Raw genomic sequence first — 16,411 nt, 5'->3', positions numbered from 1 at the left:
CGTTTCTTGCGCTAACCAGGCGGGTACAGTAGCCTGAGTGAACTTTCATTCACGAACGAGCCATCTTCATGTTAAAGCGCGTTTTTTACAGCCTGTCTGTCCTGGTCGGCATACTGCTGTTGATCGTGCTCGGTCTCGACCGCTGGATGAGCTGGAAAACCGCCCCCTACATTTTTGACGATCTGCAGGACCTGCCCTATCGTCAGGTCGGCGTAGTGCTCGGCACCGCCAAATATTACCGCACCGGCGTGATCAACCAGTATTACCGCTACCGCATTCAGGGGGCGCTGAACGCCTACAACAGCGGGAAGGTGAATTACCTGCTGCTCAGCGGCGATAACGCCCTGCAAAGCTACAACGAACCGGTGACGATGCGTAAGGACCTGATTGCCGCTGGCGTCGATCCTGCCGATATCGTGCTCGACTACGCCGGGTTCCGCACCCTGGACTCCATCGTGCGCACCCGCAAGGTGTTCGACACTAACGATTTCATCATCATTACCCAGCGCTTCCACTGCGAGCGCGCGCTGTTTATCGCGCTGCATATGGGTATCCAGGCTCAGTGCTACGCCGTGCCGTCGCCAAAAGACATGCTGAGCGTGCGCGTGCGCGAGTTCGGTGCCCGCTTTGGCGCATTGGCCGATCTTTACATCTTCAAACGTGAACCGCGCTTTTTAGGCCCGCTGGTGCCGATCCCGGCGATGCACGAAGTGCCGGAAGATGCGCAGGGTTATCCGGCCGTCACGCCCGAGCAGCTGCTCGATATGCAGAAAAAAGAGAAATAACAGCACCGCCTTTATACTTTCTTTACGCCGGGCCTGACGCTTTTTATCTCCCCTTTACGTCGGCTCTTTTAAGCTGAGTTCACTGCCGCTACGGCTTCATTGAAGAATGACTATGAACTCGATAATGAATGCGTTTTTCCTCAAAAGTCTCCGTCCGTATTTTAACTTTCCCGGCTTATCACTCCCTGGCGCACTCAATTCAGGTCTCTGGCTGGATGAAAAAATTGACGCCCTGCAGCACAACATTTCAGTGGAAGTAGCCGATTACCTGGAACGTTACCCGCAGACGAAGCATGTCGACGTTTATCTGAACGATATCAACGGCACGATGCGTGGCAAGCGTCTGTCGGTGGAGAGCATGCTGAGTCTGGAAAAAGGCTGTTACTTTCCCCTTTCGGTCTACTCGATGGATCAGAAAGGAAAAATCGCCGCCCCGCTTTATGATGAACCGGACCGGCTGTGCGTTCCGGTCGCCGGCTCCCTGCGTCCCTGTCCGCAAGATCCGCAGCACAACGCGCAGATCCTGCTGACGATGAAAGACAGCGACAATAGCCCCTGCCCGCTTGAGCCGCGCGTGATACTGCAGAACGTGCTGGCCCGCTTCCACCAGCACGGCCTTTTCCCTGTGATTGCCCCGGAAATCGAGTTCTATCTGACGGGGCATGACGATCGGGATCAGCAAAATCAGGGCTGTTTTCATATGGATACCTCGTCGGCGCATGCCGCGCTGTTTGACGAGCTGGAGCAGCTGGCGCACCTTTAGCGCATCCCGCTGTCAGGGGTCGTAGCGGAAGCCGAGTCCGGTCAGTACGAATTAAACCTGAAGCACAGCCATCGCGTCGTTGAGGTCTGCGATAACGTGCTGGCGCTGCGTCGCCTGACCCGATACGTTGCCGAAAAGCACGGCCTGCAGGCCAACTTTATGGCCAAGCCCTTCAGCGAACTTTCCGGCAGCGGCTTGCACTTTCATTTCAGCCTCAACGACAGCCGCGGCGAAAACGTCTTTGCCTCACCGGTGAACGCGCTGAACAGCATGGTGCGGTTGTGCATCGCGGGCCAGCTGGCGCTGATGCCCGCCTCTATCGCCATTCTTGCACCGGGCGTCAACGCGTTTCGTCGCCTGCGTAAAAACCTGACGGAACCCGTATTTAACTCCTGGGGCTATAACACCCGCTCCGCCGCTTTGCGTATTCCCTGCTCGGAAGACCACAACCGTCGTATCGAGTACCGGCTGGCCGGGGCGGACGCCAATCCGTATCTGGTGGCTGCTACTATCCTGACCGGCATGCTGTACGGGCTGGAAAATATCGACGAGGAGGAGTTGCCCGAACCGCAGCACGATCAACCTGAACTGCCGCTGTTTCAGCAGGAGGCGATTGAGGCTTTTGCCCGCTGTCAGTACCTCACCGACAGCCTGGGCGACGCCTTTTCCGAACAGTGGATCGCCTGCAAGCTCTCTGAACTCGACTGGTTTGAACGCATTGTGACCCGAGAGGAGTCTCAGCTGGCATAAGGCATAAAAAAAGCCCGCTCGGTGAGCGGGCCGGGTATCGCGAAAGACGATTATTTCTTACGCGCGTACTTCAGTGAATCCAGCGCAACGGCGAAGATAATGATGGCGCCTTTGATGATGTACTGCCAGTACGGGTTCACGCCGATATAGGTCAACCCGTAGTTGATGACGGTGAAGATGATCACACCGGTGACCACGCCGAGCACGGTACCCACGCCGCCGCTGAAGGAGACGCCGCCCACCACGCAGGCCGCAATCGCATCCAGCTCGTACATGAAGCCAAGGTTGTTGGTGGCAGAGCCGATACGGCCCGCTTCCAGCATTCCGCCGAAGGCGTAGAACACGCCGGACAACGCATAAATCATCAGCAGGTTCAGGGCAACGTTAACGCCGGATACTTTCGCCGCTTCCGGGTTACCGCCGATGGCGAAAATATTTTTACCAAAGCGGGTTTTGTTCCACAGCACCCAAACGAAGGCCACGGCAATCAGCGCATAGAAGGTAATGTATGAAAGGCGGAAGCTGCCCAGCGCGATAAATCCTTGCGTAAAGGTCGAGAAGCCGCTGTCAAAGCCCGAGATTGGCGACGCGCCCACGAAGTCGTAGTACAGGGAGTTGATACCGTAAACGATGATCATCGTACCCAGCGTGGTGATAAATGGCGTCACGTTCAGGTAAGCAATGATGATGCCGTTGATCAGGCCGATCACCGCACCGATGGCGCAGACAATCAGGATCACCACGAAAATCGGCATGGTTGCCATTTCCGGGAACACCTTGTTGGCGTTTTCCATCGACTGCAGCAGGGTTGCCGCAATAACCGCCGCCAGCCCTACCTGACGTCCGGCTGACAGGTCAGTCCCCTGGGTGACAATCAAACCCGCCACGCCCAGCGCGATGATGATACGCACGGAGGACTGAGTCAGAATGTTACTCAGGTTCAGCAGGCTTAAGAACGTAGGGTCCTGGAAGATAATAATGGCCAGTAATACTAAAAGAACAACGTAAATACCGCCTTCTTTCAGATAAGTGAGAAAACTTTTCTTATTTAACGCACTCATGAGGAGCCCCTGATCTTAAAGGTGCAAAGACGCAAGACGCAAAATTTCGTTTTGCGTAGTCGTTTTGGTGTCAACAATACCGGCAACGAGACCATTGCTCATAACCAGAATACGGTCTGTGATCCCTAACAGTTCCGGCATTTCGGAAGAAATAATAATGATCCCTTTATTCTTTTTCGCCAGCTCAGCAATCAGCTGATAAATTTCAAATTTTGCACCCACATCGATACCGCGGGTCGGTTCATCCAGCATCAGAATTTCGGGCTGGGTCAATAACCAGCGGCCAATAATGACTTTTTGCTGGTTCCCACCCGAAAGCGAACCAATTTGCGTACGGTGGCCTGGCGTTTTGACGCGCATGGAGTCAATAACCCACTGGGTATCGCTCTTCATGCGGGAATTATCCAGCAGACCGATTTTACTTTTATAGTTACGAATGTTCGAAATTAACGAGTTAAAGTTAATATCGAGATAGGCATAAATGCCGGTCGAGCGGCGTTCTTCCGTCACCAGCGCGAAACCGTTATTAATGGCTTCGTTGGCGTTATGGTTGTTAATTTTCTTACCGTGCAGCGTAATGGTGCCACCCGATTTTTCACGGATACCAAACAGGGTTTCCACGATATCGGTACGTTTGGCTCCCACCAGTCCGGCAATGCCCAGAATTTCGCCTTTGTGCAGGTCGAAGGAAATATCGCGAATGGACGGCTGGCGCAGCGAGGTAAGATTGCGCACTTCCAGAATCACTTCGCCCGGCTTGTTTTCTTTGTCCGGGAAGCGCTGGTTCAGGGAACGGCCGACCATCATGGCGATGATCTTGTCCATGTCCAGCCCTTCCAGCGGCTGGGTGGCAATCCACTGGCCGTCGCGCAGGATGGTAATTTCATCGCACAGCTGGAAGATCTCTTCCATTTTGTGGGAGATATACACAATGCCGCAGCCGCGATCTTTCAGTTTGCGAATAATGGTAAAAAGGTGGTTAACCTCTTTTTCCGTTAATGACGACGTGGGTTCATCCATGATGACGATCTTCGCGTCATAGGAGAACGCTTTCGCAATTTCGATCATCTGCATCTGGGAAACGGATAATGTCCCCACGCGGGCGCGCGGATCGATATCAATATCCAGCTCGTCGAAAATCGCTTTGGTGTCGCGATACATTTTATCCTGATCGACAAACACACCTTTGGTTGGGTAACGTCCCAACCACATGTTATCCATTACCGAACGTTGCAGTACCAGGTTTAATTCCTGGTGAACCATCGAGATACCGTTTTCCAGCGCTTCTTTCGCTGAATGGAAATCGATCTCTTTCCCCTGAAAAAGAATGCTGCCAGAATCTTTTTGATAGATCCCAAAAAGACATTTTAATAATGTTGATTTACCCGCACCGTTCTCCCCCATCAAGGCATGAATAGAGTGAGGACGCACTTTTAAATTAACATTATCGAGTGCCTTAACACCGGGGAAAGACTTGTTAACACCGGTCATTTCCAACAAGTATTCACCGGACGACTGAGTAGTTGTGCTGACCATAATTATACCTTGTTGGCCTCGCATATCGCGTTATAAAAGGGCGCAACGAATTGCGCCCAGTGAAGACAAAACAAAGAACTTATTTACCGATAAACTCAGCCAGGTTGGACTGGTCTACGCCCACGTATGGCACGCGAACGATTTTGTTTTCAATTTTCCAGGTCGTGCCGTCAGCAGCACCTTTACCGTCGGCCAGGTTTTTCGCCAGGTCGAAGGTGGCTTTCGCCTGGTTGTTGGCATCATTCAGAACGGTACCGGCCATCGCACCGGATTTAACCAGCGCCAGTGCTTCTGGCAGGGCATCTACGCCGAACACAGGAATGGAGGATTTGTTGTGCGCTTTCAGGGCTTCAACGGCACCCATCGCCATCGCATCGTTGTTGGCGATAACCACTTCGATTTTGTTGGCGTTCGGGCCAGACAGCCACGCGTCCATCTTATCTTTCGCCTGAGCGGTATCCCACATCGCGGTATCTAACGCCAGCTGCTGGGTTTTCAGGCCCTTGTCGTTCAGCTCTTTGACAACGTAGGTGGTACGGGCTTCAGCATCCGGGTGGCCTGGCTCGCCTTTCAGCAGCACGAACTGAATCTGACCGTCTTTGTTCAGGTCCCAGTTCGGGTTCGCCGCCCAGTGTTTCGCGATCAGATCGCCCTGAATAATGCCAGACTCTTTGGAGTCGGTACCGACGTAATACGCTTTATCGTAGCTATCCAGCGCCTTACGGGAAGGTTCTTTGTTGAAGAAGACGATTGGCACGTTCTGGCCGCGCGCTTTCTCAATAACCGTGCCTGCAGCAGCCGGGTCAACCAGGTTGATGGCCAGGGCTTTCACGCCTTTCGCCAGCAGAACGTCGATCTGGTCGTTCTGTTTGGACTGGTCGTTCTGGGAGTCGTTCATCAGCAGCTGAACGTCTGGCGCTGCTTTCGCATCTTTCTCAATCGCTTTACGCACAACGGACATGAAGTTGTCGTCGTATTTATAGATGGTCACGCCAATACGGGTATCCGCAGCGTGCGCTGCAGCACCAAAAAGCATGCTTGCCATTACAGCAGACAGAGTCAACACCTTCTTATTCATGGTATCTCCGGTTTTTTTTATGCAGGGTAGTTCTTGTGAATAACGGTCGGCGGGCAGGTGTTAATAAAACGTTACTGATCGCCGAAGTTCACTTATAAAATTTCTATCTTCCGTGTTCGGTAACGCTCCAGAAATGCGTTTTATTCGTTGTTTTCGGCTCACTGGTTATGGTGAAAATGATTAATCACCGTTACATAGCGTTTCAGCCTCTAAAACGCTGACATCATAGTCAGCGGCTTGTTAAGATACTGTGAATTTACTCACAGATTGAAAACGGTTACATCACGCCACATAATTAGTTAGTGATCGGAGCCACAGTTTGCCGAATAGAGACAGAATGCCGCCTGACTAAAGTTGGCATGAAACAGTGTGTTGCATCCGGATCCAGCAGGCCTGCGGCACCCTGTAACGCCAGTTCGGTCGCCAGTTTTGCCATCGAGGCAATGGGGTAACGCACGGTGGTTAACTGCGGGTCGGTGTAACGGGCAATCGGGATATCATCGAAGCCAATCAGCGACAAATGCTGTGGCACCGCAATTCCGTTGTCTTTCAGCGCAGTCAGCGCCCCCGCCGCCATGCTGTCGTTATAGGCAAACACGGCGGAAAGTTGCAGATTACGGCCCAGCAGCTCGACCATTGCGGCTTCCCCACCCTGCATATCCGGCGTACTGGTTCCTACCCAGCTTTCCAGCGGGACAATGCCGTGCTCTTTCAACGCGTTCTGCCACCCTTCCCGACGCATTCCGTCGTCTTCAATCTGGTGGCTGGAAGCAAGATACCCGATGCGCTGATGGCCGTTGCTGATGAGCATCCGCGTCGCCATCATCGCGCCGCTGACGTTATCCAGGCCAACGCAACGGTGCGCGTAGCCTGGCACAATCCGGTTGATTAACACCATCCCGGGGATCTGCTCCATAAACCCGGCCAGCTCTTCGTCGCTTAATGCTTTTGAATGCACAATCAGGGCATTGCAACGCTGGCGTATCAGCACCTCGATGGCATGACGCTCTTTTTCCGCCTCGTGATAGCTGTTGCCAATCAGCACGTATTTCTGGTGCTGCTGGGCGACAACGTCCACCGCTTTAACCAGCGCGCCAAAGAAGGCATCCGACACATCCATCACCACGACGCCAATGGTATCGCTCACCTGCGTCGCCAGCGCCTGCGCGTTGGCATTTGGCCGGTACCCAAGCTGGGTCACGGCTTTCATTACGGTTTCACGGGTTTCAGGGCTGACCAGCGCGCTGTTGTTCAGCACGCGAGAGACGGTAGCCACGGAAACGCCCGCCAGGCGGGCGACGTCACGAATGGTGATCATATTCACCATCCTTCATAGGATTGCAGCAACTCACAGACACCCCCTGTGTTTAGCAAGGAGGCTATTTTGGCAGCGAGGAAGAGGGGACTACGTGAAGAAGCTCACACAGATGAAAACGCTTACATCCGTTTTGTTAATGATTGTGATCCAGATCGTTATCCGGATGTATTACGCAATGATACACCCGAAGCATGTGCGGTTAATTTTCGCCAGACCCACTCCAGCGGACCCTGGCGGAAATAACGCAGCCAGATAACGGAAAACGCCAGGTTAACCATCCAGACCGGAATAACAAACGCCAGCAGCGTGAGTCGGTCGAATTTCATAAACAGGCCAAATCGGTAGAACAGCGTGGTGCAGATCAGCGTTTGCAGGATGTAATTGCTTAACGCCATGCGGCCAACGCAGGCCACGGCGCTGACAATCCACAGGCGGGAAAGCTGCGGCCAGAAGCCGTAGATCAGCGCCGCGTAGCCGATGGTCTGGAACGGGGCGCTAAGCTCACGCGGCACCTGAAGCAGGAAGGCGCACCAGCGGTAGTCCCAGTGAAGATGCCACTGCATTATCACCGCCGGGAGATTAATCAGCACGCCGAGCAGGACCAGACCCGCGCCCGTGCGGCGATAGTGGCGCAGGCTGAATTCGCCCTTCAGCCAGCCGGTGCGCATCAGGGATGCCCCCATCAGCATCATCCCTGCCAGCTGCCAGCCGTACTGCGCCCCCAGCGCAAGGAGATTATCACCGAGCATATCGGCCCGATTACCGATCGCCTCAGCCCCCCCTTTCAGCTTCCAGAACTGCTCATACTGCAGGTTGGCCGCGTCGGGTATCCACGAGCGGTTTGTTGAATCGCCAGAGATAACGCCCAGCAGAAACAATACGCAAAGCCCCATGACATAGAGCATCACGCCGGTGTTGAACAGGCTTTTTACGCTGGGCGCATCGCGGATAAGACGCCAGCAGATGAGCCCAACTAACCCGTAGGCGAGCAGAATGTCGCCATCCCAGAAAAACAAGCCGTGAATAAAGCCGAGGATGGCCAGCAGCGTTAAACGTGACTGGATCCAGCGCGTGCCGCGTTTGAGCAGAAGCTGCAACCCTGCGCCAAACAGCAGCGCAAACAGCGTCAGGAATTTAACCTGCGCAAAGAGATCGAGGATCGCCCATGTCCAGGCATCGCTTCGGGTGATATCGCCGTACCAGGCGGGGTTGAGATAAGCGGCCTTCGGCAAACCGAAGGCGCTAATATTGAGCAGCAGGATACCGAGAATGGCGACGCCGCGAACAAAATCGAGCGTGACGTTTCGCTCCATGGTCCCTGCCCTGTCTGATTAATTGTGGTGACGCACGGCGCGCAGGAACTCCTGGCGGGTGTTCTGGCTCGATTTAAACAGACCGCCCAGCGACGTGGTGGTGGTTGCGCTGGTCGCATCACGCACGCCGCGCGCTTTCACGCAATAGTGCACCGCGTCGATGGAGACCGCCACGTTATTGGTGCCCAACAGCGTTTGCAGCGCGGTCAGGATCTGCTGCGTCAGACGCTCCTGAACCTGCGGACGCTGGGAGAAGAATCGCACGATACGGTTGATTTTGGACAGGCCAATTACCGTGTCTTTTGGAATATACGCCACGGTCGCTTTGCCATCGATGGTCACGAAATGGTGCTCGCAGGTGCTGGTGAGCGTGATATCGCGCACCGTCACCATCTCATCGACCTTCATTTTATTTTCAATGACGGTGATTTTCGGGAAATTGGCGTAATCAAGGCCAGAGAAGATCTCGTCTACGTACATTTTCGCGATGCGCTGAGGCGTCTCCATCAGGCTGTCATCGCTCAGATCGAGATTCAGCAGTTGCATGATCTCGGTCATATGCCCGGAAATCAGACGCTTACGGGTTTCATTATCCAGTTCCTGAACCGGTGGACGCAGTGGCGTTTCAAGACCGCGCGCGACCAGGGCTTCATGGACCAGAGCAGCTTCTTTACTGAGTGATGACATTCTTTTCTCCTGCAGGTGTGGCGTCTTTTGCCCTCGTTGTGGCAAAAGTGTGCGCTCATTGTGCGTGAGGCGGCGCACATAATCCAGTATTCACGACGATAATTATTGCAATTGCTGCTGCCTTTCAGCCTGACGGTTCCAGACCAGTGCCCCGCCGATGAACAGCGCGATGCCCGCCAGCCCCAGCGCAGGCTCCAGCCGATGCGTCAACCAGGTGGAGAGCGCGGACGTCACAGGGCCAATCAGCTGGCCGATGGCATAGCCGGTGGTGAGCAGTCCTGCCATATAGCGCGTGTGGTTAGGTGCCAGCTCGCGACCGTAGAGCAGAGAAAGCTGCACGGCACATAAGAACCCGCCGCCGACCAGCAGACCACCCGTCAGCAAACCGCCAATGCCCGGCAGCAGCCAGGCGGCCAGCACGCCTGCACCCTGTAACCACAGAACAATCGCCAGCCTGCGGTTAGCCGTGGATGTATGGCGCAGTATGATGCTGAGCACGATGCCGATGACGGCAGCGAAACCGAAAATCGGCCAGACAAACTGGGCAAACAGGCTGCCGGGAAAACGCACCGCCGCCATTTGCGACAGGAAGGTCGCCGGGAGGATATAGCCAAACCCCGCGAGGCTGTAACTCCAGACCAGACGCTTTAAATCCGCCGTCAGCACCAGCGGCTCCGGTGCGGTTCCAGGCCGATGGAGTTGCCCGGATCGCGGCAGGTAGCGCGCTACCAGCGCAATCAGCACCAGCGCCAGCACGCCGTAAATCTGCCATGCCGCCCCGGCAGAAAGCGCCTTCGCCTGAATATAGACCGCGAGCAGCCCGCTCAGGGCAATGCCTGCGCCAGGCCCGGCAAAGACAGCAGCGCTAAGCCCCGGTTTGCCCAACTGACCCAGCCGTTCGTTGGTCCAGGCGGCTATCAGTACCATAGACCAGCCGCTCATGCAGCCAATCACGAAGCGCAGTAAACCATGAACCATAGCGTTATCCGCCGCAGCCGAGAGCAGCGTCAGGGCAACCGCGCCAGTGATGCCCAACCAGAGGCGTGTTTCCACAAAGCGATGGGCGCGCATGGCATCCCACGCCCCGACCAGATAGCCCAGATAGTTCATCGCCGCCACCAGACCCGCACTGGTAAGCGTGAGTTGCCCGGCGGCAATCATCAGCGGTACCTGAGGCGTAAAGGCAAAGCGCCCGATCCCCATTGCCACCACCAAAACCACAAATCCGCTGAGCGCGATACGCAGCGCCATGACCGCTCCAGTTGTTAAAGAAAAGTAAATTTATGATGCAGTATCTGAGCGTAAGGGGAAAGTGAAAGTTACTCACAGGTCAATGAAAACTCTGTATTATGGATTTTATGAATACGTATCATCATTAAGGAGCCTTGCATGGAACTGCTCGAAGAGCACCGTTGTTTTGAAGGTCGACAGCAGCGCTGGCGGCACGACTCCACCGTACTGAACTGTGCGATGACGTTCAGCATTTTCCTGCCGCCGACGGAAAAACCGCCGGTTCTGTTCTGGCTTTCAGGCCTGACCTGCAACGACGAAAACTTCACTACCAAAGCGGGTGCGCAGCGTATTGCTGCAGAGCTTGGCATTGCGCTGGTGATGCCAGACACCAGCCCGCGTGGGGATGAGGTCGCCGACGATGCCGGATACGATTTAGGCAAAGGCGCCGGATTTTATCTCAACGCGACCGAGCAGCCGTGGGCGAGCCACTACCGCATGTATGACTACATGCGTGACGAGCTGCCTGCGCTGATTCAGGCGGAGTTTGCTGTGAATGACCGTTGCGCCATCAGCGGGCACTCAATGGGGGGTCACGGTGCGCTTATCATGGCGCTGAAAAACCCCGGGAAATACACCAGCGTGTCGGCGTTTGCGCCGATTGTGAACCCAACGCAGGTACCCTGGGGGCAAAAAGCCTTTACCCACTATCTGGGCGATAATGCAGAAACCTGGCAGGAATGGGACAGCTGCGCGCTGATGCTGGCAAGCCAGACAGAGGATGCGATCCCTACGCTTATCGATCAGGGTGATGCGGATCAGTTCCTCGCCGGTCAGCTACAGCCTGCGGTGCTGGCTGAAGCGGCACGCCAGAAGGACTGGCCGCTGACGCTGCGCATTCAACCGGGGTATGACCACAGCTATTACTTCATCGGGTCCTTTATTGAAGATCATCTCCGCTTCCATGCGGAGCATTTGTTTGGGTAAAAGCGGGTGATTGCCGGGTGGCGGCTGCGCCTTACCCGGCCTACGTTCGCGGGTTTGTAGGCCCGGTAAGCGAAGCGCCACCGGGCATAAGGGTTACATCAGAACGTATAATCCACGCCCACAAAGTAGCGACGACCATCTTCCGTATAGCTGTAATCGTCACGGCTCAGGTCTTTATCCAGCAGGTTCTGCACCCCTGCGCGCAGCTTAACGGCTTTCGTTGCCTGCCATGCCGCACCGGTGTTCCAGATAACGTAGCCGCCCGGCGTCGGTTCACCACTGGTGAGCGCGCGTTTCTCGCCTTTATAGTTACCCTGCACATAGAAAGACCAGTCCTGCGTTGCCTTCCAGTCAAGGGTTCCGTTGGCGGTGTGGAACGGCAGTTCGGAGAGCGGCTTGTTGCCGCCGTTGCTGATATCACGACCATCGTTGTAGGTGTAGTTCAGCGTGACTTTCCAGTCTTCCGCAATCGGGAACTTCAGCTCGGTTTCCACCCCACGAATACGCGCCTTGTTGACGTTGTAGTAGCGGAAAATGGGTTCGCCGTCGGCGTTCAGCCCAACATAGTTCGGGTAGCTTTGCGCCTGGTTCACGTTAGCCGTACGGCTGATGCTGATGCGGTCGTCCACGTCGTTCTGGAAGGTGGTGATGCTGGCCTGCACGCCTTCTAGCCAGCCCTCTTCCCCACTGTAGTAGAGTCCAAGCTCGAAGCTTTCGCTGGTTTCCGGCTTCAGGTCCGGGTTACCGACAATCTCGCAGGCGCCGCGGCAGGAACCGGTGATCCAGTCCGGGCTGAGCTGCAGCAGCGATGGCGCTTTAAACGCGGTGGCCCAGCCGCCTTTCACCGTGACGGTGTCGGTCGCGTTGTAGACCAGATAGGCACGCGGGCTCCAGTGGTCGCCGTAGGTTTCATGGTCATCCATACGGATGCCGGTGGTCAGCGCCAGCGGCTCGAAGATACGCCATTCGTCTTCAAGGAACAGCGCGTACTGGCTTGCCGAGGTCGTGCTGCTGGAGCTCCCCGTCAGGTTGACCGGATCCTTCAGCTTGTCGTGACGCCACTCGCCGCCGAAGGTCAGCAGCTGATTGATTTCGCCCAGCGGCAGGACGTATTTCCCGTCAACCGCGTTGCTCTCGGAGGTAATCGGACTGCTGTTGCCCGGGTTTTTGTTGTCGACCTTCTCGCCGTACACCTTCAGTTCACTGTTGCCCACGCCCCAGCGGCCGTTGTGGCTCAGAGAGTAGTTCTGGCGCTCAAGGCGGTTTTTGTCGAGGGAGTCAGAGTCGCGATCCTGGCGGTCGAAGCCGTATCCCGCGGTAAAGTCATGATTTTCCGTCGGCGTCCAGGCGAATTCGACGTTGGCATCGCGGCTGGTGAAACCTTCGATACGCGGCGTTTCACCGCTCGCGGAGGTAGAGGAGCGTTGCTGATCGTCTTTTTCACGTTTAGACACGCTGCCGTAGGCTTTCACCCCCAGCACGCCGTCCACCAGCGGGCCGCTGGTGTAGAACTGACCGTTGTTAGTGTCACCGCGGTCGCGGTGTTCCTGAATGGTTGAATCCGCGCTCAGGGTTCCGGTCCATTTCTGACCGATTTTTTTGGTGATGATGTTGACCACGCCACCCAGTGCATCCGAACCGTAGAGGGAGGACATCGGGCCGCGCACCACTTCTATCCGCTCGATGGCGTCGACAGGCACCCAGTTCAGGTCAAAATCGTTGTGGCGGAATACCGCATTGCGGGAGCTAACGCGTTTGCCGTCGACCAGAATCAGCGTGTAGCTGCTGTCCAGACCGCGAATACTGACTCCTTTGCGGTTGTCCCCTTCGTTTGTGAGCTGCACGCCCGGCACATCCTGTAACACATCTTTCAGGTTCTGAACGGGCTTACGCTTCAGGTCTTCCTGAGTAATGACGCTAATGCTTGCCGGCGCGTCTTTCAGGTTTTGCTCGGTCGCGGAGGCCGTTACAACCAGCGTGTCGCCAGATTCCGCAGCGATGACAGGCAGTGCCAGGGACATTGCGGACGCACAAAGTCCTCCCCTGACGAAAGGATTCAACCTAAACATTCCATATCTCCATGAGGTAAATACAACTAAATCAACTCATTACTGCTCACAACGCTTTAGAAGCCGCCCGCATCTTCGGCGGGTCGGTGTTTTGCTTATTATTTCGTAACGATAAAGCAAACGATAACCATTATCAATTAAATTGTTAAAAATGATTTCCGTTCTGCATACTGTGGAGATAAAAAAGCCCGCTCAGGTGAGCGGGCTAAAAGAGAGGAACTGCGGTTATTGTTTAAATCGTTCCGGGAAATCCATTTCACTGTAGCGAACGAAGTGGGTTCCTTTCGTCAGTTTGTAGCCAAACCAGATGATGAGGAACAGCGGAATACCGATGTAGGTGGCCGTAACAGCGCCCCAGTCAATGGAATCCGCAAGGAAGGCTTCATAGTTCTGCCCCAGGGTAATAATCAGGCACAGAATGAAGGCGAAAATCGGCCCCAGCGGGAAGAACCCCGAGCGGTACGGCAGGTTATTCAGGTCATGGCCCTGCATCACATAGCCGCGACGGAAGCGGTAGTGGCTGATGGCAATCCCCAGCCAGGCGATAAAGCCCGTCATCCCGGAGGTATTCAGCAGCCACAGGTAGACAGTCTGGTTGCCAAACATAGAGGTCAGGAAGCACAGACCGGCAATCACCGTAGTTGCATACAGCGCATTACGCGGTACGCCGCCACGTGACAGTTTGGCAAAAATACGCGGGGCTTTACCGTCGCAGGCCAGGGTGTACAGCATACGGGTGGATGCATACATCCCGGAGTTACCCGCAGACAACACCGCCGTCAGGATCACCGCGTTCATCACCGCCGCCGCCGAGAGCAGACCCGCGTGCTGGAAGACCAGCGTGAACGGGCTGACGCTGATGTCTTTGACATCGTTACGCAGCAGGCTCGGGTCGGTATACGGAATAATCAGGCTGATAATCAGAATAGCGAACACATAGAACAGCAGGATACGCCAGAAGACCTGACGCACCGCGCGCGGAATGTTCTTCTCCGGGTTCTCAGACTCACCGGCCGCAATACCGATAAGCTCGGTTCCCTGGAAGGAGAAGCCGACAATCATCGCCACGCCAATCATCGCCGAGAAGCCCCCGGCAAACGGCGCATCGCCTATCGTCCAGTTACTCCATCCGGCAGGCTGAGCGCCTTTAAAAATACCCACGATCATCGCCACGCCGACGACGATAAAGATGATGACGGTTGCCACTTTAATCAAAGAGAACCAGTATTCCGCTTCGCCAAAACCGCGCACGGAGATGTAGTTCAGCAGGAAGATGACGGCCAGGAACAGAGCGCTCCAGATCCAGCCCGGCGTATCCGGGAACCACCAGGTCATCACCAGCTGTGCGGCGACGAGGTCAACGGCGATGGTCACCGCCCAGTTGTACCAGTAGTTCCAGCCCAGCGCGAAGCCGAAGCCTTCTTCGACGTATTTTTGCCCGTAGGTTGAAAACGAGCCGGACACCGGCATGTAAGCCGCCAGTTCGCCCAGACTGGTCATCAGGAAGTAGACCATCAGGCCAATCAGGATATAAGAGAAGAGAGCCCCACCCGGGCCAGCTGCCGAAATCGTTGCGCCAGAGGCAACGAAAAGACCTGTACCGATTGAACCGCCGATAGCGATCATCGTCAGGTGACGCGCCTTGAGTTCGCGACGTAGCGCGGGCGCTTCTGTGGTTTTAGTTTCTGAAACCATGTGAAAATGCTGTCCATTTATTAAATGAGGCGCGATTGTAGCAGACGATCTCCGTTCCTTCCGGCAGAAATACCCAGTTATAAGAGAGCTTCATGACTCGGCCAGGATTATAAGTAAAGCAGAAATAGGGTCTTTCCCCTCACCCTAACCCTCTCCCCAAAGGGGAGAGGGGACTTAAAACACCCTCTCCCCTTTGGGGAGAGGGCTGGGGTGAGGGGCGATTTCACATCTCGCAATAGCGCAGAAAACGCTGCAGAGAGCTGGAAAGGTGTTTCTGGCGATGGTGAATGCACCACAGCGTGCGCACCAGCTTCGGCAGAGGAATGGGAATTTCGACCAGCGATCCGACCTCCAGCTGTTCAGCGATCACGCGCCGCGAAAGACAGCTGATGCCCAGTCCATGACGGACCGCGTGCTTAATGGCCTCGGAGTTGCCCAGCTCCATCCCCAGCTGGAACTGCGGCAGATGGGAGAGCAGCAGGTAATCGACGATTTCACGGGTGCCGGAACCCTGCTCGCGCAGGATCCACTGCGCCTGCGCCAGACGTTCCAGCGTCACCTCGCCCTGTAATAAAGAAGAGGCCGGGGAGGCAAACACCACCAGCTCATCCTCCAGCCAGGGTTCGGCAATGATATCCACGTTGTGGCACGGCCCTTCAATCAGGCCGATATCGACGCGGAAATCGATCACCGCGTTAATCACGTCCTGGCTATTGCCCACGCTCATCTCCAGCGGCAGCGACGGGAAATCACGGCGGTAGCGGGCAATCACCTCCGGCAGGATGTAGTTACCAATGGTGCTGCTGGCAAACACGCGGATCGCGCCGTTGTCTTCGCGGAAAAGCTGTTCAATTTCGATGGCCTGTTCCAGCAATGCCAGCGCGCGCGGGTAAAGCAGACGGCCATGCTCGTTGACCACCAGCCGCTTCCCTACCCTGTCGAACAGCTGCACGCCCAGCTGCCCTTCGAGATCGGTTAGCGCCGCACTGACCGCAGACTGCGAGAGCGCCAGCATCTGCGAGGCCTGGGTCGTCGATCCACTCTTCAGCACTTCAGCGAAGACTTCCAGTTGACGCAATGTAATGTGCATGGTTGTTTACCACTTATATAGATTAATTATAAATATATAATCAATTTTA

At 55.4% G+C, this 16,411-nt stretch carries 12 protein-coding genes and 1 pseudogene; 3 read left to right on the top strand and 10 right to left on the bottom strand.

The features are described 5' to 3' along the window. Positions 1-68 precede the first annotated feature (68 nt). Both sanA and KK102_RS10190 read left to right on the top strand, forming a co-directional pair. Positions 69-785, top strand: a complete 717-nt coding sequence (gene sanA, locus KK102_RS10195) for an outer membrane permeability protein SanA (protein WP_008500918.1) — start codon at positions 69-71, stop codon at positions 783-785. A gap of 124 nt (positions 786-909) precedes the next feature. After that, positions 910-2,298, top strand: a pseudogene (locus tag KK102_RS10190) (glutamine synthetase family protein). Between the two features lie 50 nt (positions 2,299-2,348). Here KK102_RS10190 and mglC read toward each other — a convergent pair. The 7 genes from mglC to KK102_RS10155 form a co-directional block, all read right to left on the bottom strand. Next, the gene (mglC, locus tag KK102_RS10185) at positions 2,349-3,359 is read right to left on the bottom strand and encodes a galactose/methyl galactoside ABC transporter permease MglC (protein WP_010433547.1); all 1,011 of its coding nucleotides are present in this window, start codon (positions 3,357-3,359) and stop codon (positions 2,349-2,351) included. A 15-nt stretch (positions 3,360-3,374) separates the two neighbouring features. Then, positions 3,375-4,895, bottom strand: a complete 1,521-nt coding sequence (mglA, locus tag KK102_RS10180) for a galactose/methyl galactoside ABC transporter ATP-binding protein MglA (RefSeq protein ID WP_010433543.1) — start codon at positions 4,893-4,895, stop codon at positions 3,375-3,377. A gap of 79 nt (positions 4,896-4,974) precedes the next feature. After that, positions 4,975-5,973: a galactose/glucose ABC transporter substrate-binding protein MglB gene (gene mglB / locus KK102_RS10175; protein WP_216357500.1), complete on the bottom strand. Its 999-nt coding sequence runs from the start codon at positions 5,971-5,973 to the stop codon at positions 4,975-4,977. Positions 5,974-6,268: 295 nt separating this feature from the next. Further along, positions 6,269-7,291, bottom strand: a complete 1,023-nt coding sequence (gene galS / locus KK102_RS10170; RefSeq protein WP_216357499.1) for an HTH-type transcriptional regulator GalS — start codon at positions 7,289-7,291, stop codon at positions 6,269-6,271. Between the two features lie 155 nt (positions 7,292-7,446). Then, positions 7,447-8,604, bottom strand: coding sequence for a DUF418 domain-containing protein YeiB (yeiB, locus tag KK102_RS10165; RefSeq protein WP_010433536.1), 1,158 nt, complete (start codon positions 8,602-8,604; stop codon positions 7,447-7,449). 18 nt (positions 8,605-8,622) lie between these two features. Then, positions 8,623-9,291: a GTP cyclohydrolase I FolE gene (gene folE, locus KK102_RS10160; RefSeq protein WP_108416598.1), complete on the bottom strand. Its 669-nt coding sequence runs from the start codon at positions 9,289-9,291 to the stop codon at positions 8,623-8,625. Positions 9,292-9,393: 102 nt separating this feature from the next. Continuing rightward, positions 9,394-10,542, bottom strand: coding sequence for a YbfB/YjiJ family MFS transporter (locus tag KK102_RS10155; RefSeq protein WP_126544426.1), 1,149 nt, complete (start codon positions 10,540-10,542; stop codon positions 9,394-9,396). Positions 10,543-10,680: 138 nt separating this feature from the next. On the opposite strand from KK102_RS10155, the gene fghA reads away from it, so the two are divergent. Continuing rightward, complete coding sequence (fghA, locus tag KK102_RS10150; RefSeq protein ID WP_126544425.1) at positions 10,681-11,508, top strand: S-formylglutathione hydrolase; 828 nt, start codon at positions 10,681-10,683, stop codon at positions 11,506-11,508. Between the two features lie 98 nt (positions 11,509-11,606). On the opposite strand, the gene cirA is transcribed toward fghA, so the two are convergent. The 3 genes from cirA to yieE all read right to left on the bottom strand — a co-directional run bounded on the left by cirA (position 11,607) and on the right by yieE (position 16,362). Then, complete coding sequence (cirA, locus tag KK102_RS10145) at positions 11,607-13,577, bottom strand: catecholate siderophore receptor CirA (protein WP_216357498.1); 1,971 nt, start codon at positions 13,575-13,577, stop codon at positions 11,607-11,609. Positions 13,578-13,802: 225 nt separating this feature from the next. Further along, entirely contained in the window at positions 13,803-15,272 is a 1,470-nt protein-coding gene (locus KK102_RS10140) for an amino acid permease (RefSeq protein WP_126544423.1), read from the bottom strand. 223 nt (positions 15,273-15,495) lie between these two features. Then, positions 15,496-16,362 carry a DNA-binding transcriptional regulator YeiE gene (gene yieE, locus KK102_RS10135; RefSeq protein WP_126544422.1) on the bottom strand — a complete coding sequence of 289 codons (867 nt, stop codon included), beginning with the start codon at positions 16,360-16,362 and terminating at the stop codon, positions 15,496-15,498. Positions 16,363-16,411 lie beyond the last annotated feature (49 nt).

The organism is Enterobacter quasimori (genome assembly GCF_018597345.1).
Classification (GTDB): domain Bacteria; phylum Pseudomonadota; class Gammaproteobacteria; order Enterobacterales; family Enterobacteriaceae; genus Enterobacter; species Enterobacter mori.
Note: the sequence above shows the minus strand (reverse complement) of the source record. Positions and strands in the feature narration are given on the sequence as shown.